This window comes from Gilliamella sp. Pas-s27 (assembly GCF_009795865.1).
In the GTDB taxonomy this organism is placed as follows: Bacteria; Pseudomonadota; Gammaproteobacteria; order Enterobacterales; family Orbaceae; genus Gilliamella.
On record NZ_WTEW01000050.1, the window covers coordinates 1 to 4,363 of the forward strand.

General features: G+C 35.8%; 4 protein-coding genes. All 4 read right to left on the bottom strand.

Annotation, left to right across the window (positions count from 1 at the left end):
* Positions 1-127: 127 nt before the first annotated feature.
* Complete coding sequence (locus GQ589_RS12230) at positions 128-1,639, bottom strand: hypothetical protein (protein WP_202115091.1); 1,512 nt, start codon at positions 1,637-1,639, stop codon at positions 128-130.
* 39 nt (positions 1,640-1,678) lie between these two features.
* Positions 1,679-2,836 (bottom strand): hypothetical protein, encoded by a 1,158-nt coding sequence (locus GQ589_RS11265; RefSeq protein WP_160426268.1) that lies wholly within the window; start codon positions 2,834-2,836, stop codon positions 1,679-1,681.
* Positions 2,836-3,834 (bottom strand): caspase family protein, encoded by a 999-nt coding sequence (locus GQ589_RS11270; RefSeq protein ID WP_160426269.1) that lies wholly within the window; start codon positions 3,832-3,834, stop codon positions 2,836-2,838. The genes GQ589_RS11265 and GQ589_RS11270 overlap by 1 nt, the downstream gene beginning before the upstream one ends.
* 8 nt (positions 3,835-3,842) lie before the next feature.
* Positions 3,843-4,363: DUF2345 domain-containing protein (locus GQ589_RS11275; protein WP_160426271.1), on the bottom strand; the 521-nt coding region annotated here is incomplete at its 5' end.

Below are 4,363 nucleotides of genomic sequence, written 5' to 3' on the forward strand. Positions count from 1 at the left end.
CATGGAATGATGCAAAGGGGTTGGTTAAGGAAAAGCAATTGGAGAATTTATTTTACTCATCGGACACGCATTTTGTTAAAATGAAGGCCGATGAGTAATAGGTGTCTGTCAGGTTAAATTTGAGCTACTACAGATAATAGGGATTATCTTGTTTTTTCCAACCATTGACATATACTGAAACCCAATACAGGTCATCTTCATCAGCTTTAATATTTAATTTGGGCTTTATTTTTAACCAATAATAACCAGATGCCAAAGAAGCCAACTCCGGATTACTTGCTACTTTTTTAGCATTTTCTAAAGATGAGGTGATATCTAAATTATGATATTTTTTTATTGTTCTTAAATACGTTTGACATGCAGTATAATTATTGCGTCCAGTAAGTTGTAAAAGTCCTCGCCCTTTGAATTTTATGCCATCTCCTTCTAATATATTTCCTAAACTTATGTTTCCTTCATAAGCTTTACCACTTGCTATTTCTTCCATATAACGTAATTGCCCAGTTTCATGAGCTATTTGTGCTAAGAAATGCGCTTTTCTTAATGGCGATTTTATATCAAATATTTCCATTGTATCATTAATAAATGGTAAAAAAGTTTCTATTATTTCTGAATTACACCCTGACATAATTGTCGATAATTGTTCATAACTGACATGCTTAAAACTTTTCCTAAATAGATTAAATAATGCCACTGGATGGATAAACCATGCCTTGCCATCAGCGCTAAGCGTGGCAGGTGGGGTGGTGTCTGTTGCGGTGGTTGTAGCGGTTGTGGCATTGGTTGCCTCGCCATTTTCTGGTTGCGTGTCGTTTTGTTGGTTTAACCTGGCTAAGCCTTTAGCAACATCTTCCCACCATAACATCTTTTTTATCTTCTCTTTGGTCTTTTCCCAAGCTGTTACTTGTTTTTCTAATGCTTCCATTTTGGCATAAGATTCAAACTGCGCTTTAGTCAGCTTTTTCGAGGGTGATTCTTTATAATCAGCAGGAAAACGGCTTATTTCTCGTCTTAATGTTTCAAACCCTTTCGCTTCAGGCGAGTCCTTTGCTTTACCGACACTACTTAAATATGCCTCGAATTTGGCTTCATCACCCGTTTGTAAATAACCTAATAGATTTTTAGCATCTTCGGTCATCTCGCTGTTTAATTCTTCCCATTCCCGCAGTTTTCCCTCTGCATCAACTTTACTGTACCATTCACTTTTATAATTGATTAATAAGCGACTTAATGCCGAGTACAATATCGGTTTATTTACAATACCTTGAAAACTTGCTTCTTTTATACTGGTATATTTATGTTCTTCAACAAGGTATTGTTTATCAAGAATGGATAATGTTTCTTTTATCGTTGGTTTATATCCTGATAAGGAATGGTTGTCTTTATTGCGTTTTAGGGATTTGTCTGCATCAAGGTAGATGTCTTTTAATGTGGCCGTTTCTTTTATTTGCGTAAAATCAAACCAATCCCAACAACATACCCTTTTAGCGCCTTCGCCATTCACTAACACCCAACCACTTCTTTTTCGGTTTTTATCATCAAGTACATCAATTTTTAACCACACATTATTTTGTGCATCAATTGCTCGATTGTCTCTTAGCGATAACTTAGCATCATTCATATTGACCAAGGATGCCATCTTGCCCTAAACAACGAGTATGTTGTAGTTTTGGAATGATTAAGGCTTAGGATGAAAATCATCAATCTGATCTCGCCAGCGATTATAGTTCCAACTAACAATTTTGGTTTTAAGCTCTGTCAGGTAGTTTAGGGCCGCTTGTTGTTGTGCTGAATTAAGGACTTTTTCTAAACGCGTTTGAATTTGCTTATTATATTCCCAAACTGGCGGAAGTTGATAAGCATGCCACGCTAAATTGTTACCTTGTTCCTCGATTTTTTGTTTTGCATAATCACTTAATAACGACCACGCATAGGCTTTAACAATATCATGCTCACGGCCTAATCCATATAAATAGGCTTCAGTAACCCGTAATATACCAATAATCGAGCTATGCTCCGCCATTAACTGCGCATAATCAATCGACAGTTTTAAATCTTCTGATTTTAACGTTTTGCGGTATTCAGTTAACTTATTCAGTTGTTTATATTGCTGATTTTTATAGTGACGCCCTTGTTGAAATAACATTCTGGCTATCAAACCTTCGTAGCAATGGTAGCCACCTTCAATGGCATAATTGAGATATTCAATACTTTTTTCTAATTGTTCATCTTTGCATAGTCTTGCTATTCCTTTTTCATCAAATCCACAAGGCGCATAATGACCACTTTTACGATAAGCAAAATAGGGATATTTTAAATCAGCAAATTTATTCCATAAATAACCTCTCATTTTTATACTTCTAAACACTTTAGGTTCAACTAGTCGGTTACCGGCATTATCCACTAACTGATCGCGATATTTACGCATAAACTCGTCAAAAGACATCATGATACCATCTTCTTTTCCCCCTCCATCATACAAATCTTTCCAATGAAGCAGATCATAATAATAAGGCATCGCATTTTTATCCCATTGCCAAGCATGCTTAATAAACTTTACTAAGCTATCAGGATCAACTACGCCATAGAATACTTGATCGTCAAATGCATATCGATATAGCTTTTTAGCTTCGTCTATGCGTAATAATTCATTTTCAGGAATAGTTGAAGGATAAATTGTATAGTCCATAATTGTAGTTTCCGGTTGAACAAGGTTATCATCTAAATTTAATGAATTATCAAAATAAAAATACACAATACCAATAATCAAACAAAAACCAATAGCTATAGTGATTTTCTTTAGGATTGATTTTGTTGTTTTGGTAAGATGATGCATTAAAGATACTCCAAATCATTTTGATTAAAAACATCCACTTCCACAATACGTGGTTCTAACGTGCCATTATTAAATACCCGACAAGGGAGAATTTGATTTTTAGAGGATAATTTTTCAATTTCTTGGTAAATGGGGTATAGCTTTGGAAGCGTTGAGTTTTGAATATCGTCATTATTTTCATATTTATTTTTTAATTTTAACACTTTAGTTTTGGTTTTTCCCGTCAATAAAGCATATCCCCATAGCACACCATCAGAATGAATTTGGGCTATTGCGTTGAAAACCCGATTGGAGCGATAGCAATATTGTTTTGCTTCTTCTTCAGCTGATAGATCTTTATTTGAATCAGGCATCCCTCCTATTCCTCCACCAATCAAAATATCATTGAACTTTGTAATATTGGTAGCAAAATTACCATAAGTCACTTGCCCTAAACAACGAGTTTTTTGCTTTTCTGAAATCGTTTTAGCCAAACAAATTTGTTGTTCAATCATATCTTTATCATAAGTATCTTCATATGCTCCACCTCTACAAGAGTGTAAAACAAAAATTCCTTCGTGAGGATGCCAAGGTAAAACTTCCATATTGTCTTGATCGTTAAAATGGATTTCATTTCCTTTTCCTTTTAAATAAAGCGCATCATGCCCGCCATGACCAAAATAGTGAATTTGCCATAAATCATATTGACAAGATGTTTCGGGGGGGGTAAGTTCATTATATAATTTTGTCCACTCTTTCTTAAACTCATTGGGATAGAGGAAACCTTTTATGATTCGAATTTCGGCATCGGGGTATTTTTTCTCTAATCGCTTTTTTTTATTAGTAGCAGCCTTTTCAAAGTCTGCTGCGCCATCCCCCCCATACGCAAATAACACAAATAACGGCGTTGGCACATTTTTTAATACGACTTCTTTAATGGCTACCTCACCATTTTCAAGTTTACACGTTTGGGCTGTAAAAACGTTGCACCTTTGTGTATTTTCATTATCATTTGGCATATTTAAACTTACCTACTAATTAATTCCAGTGTGATGGTTTCATTTTCATCCACAGAATGAAATGCTTGTGTATATCCATTTTTATCGGTTTGACCTTGCACCTTTTTGCCATTGGGGAGTGTAGCAATGTAACGTTCATTGGCGTAGATTTTTCCTGATTTATCTTTACATATAAATTTAACGGCATAATCACCAATAATGTCGGGTAACGATAAATTATCAATATTCATATCTGCCCCCCCCATCTTCTGCAATACATTACACTTAAGATAGATATTATCCTGTGTACCCAGTTCGATACCTTCGCTGCTGACTTTGATATAAGAGCCACCGCAGATTAGGGTGATGTTGTCTGTTGCAGTAAGGGTGACTTTGCCATCCACACTATCCACTTTGATATCTTGTTTGGCCGCCATGTTAAGATTGGCATTTTGGGCTTGCACTTCGATATCGCCTTGGTTGGCAAACAGTTTCATCCCCGATTTTTGGGCGAATAACCCCAGCGCCTCGCCCGATGAGAGGGTGACGT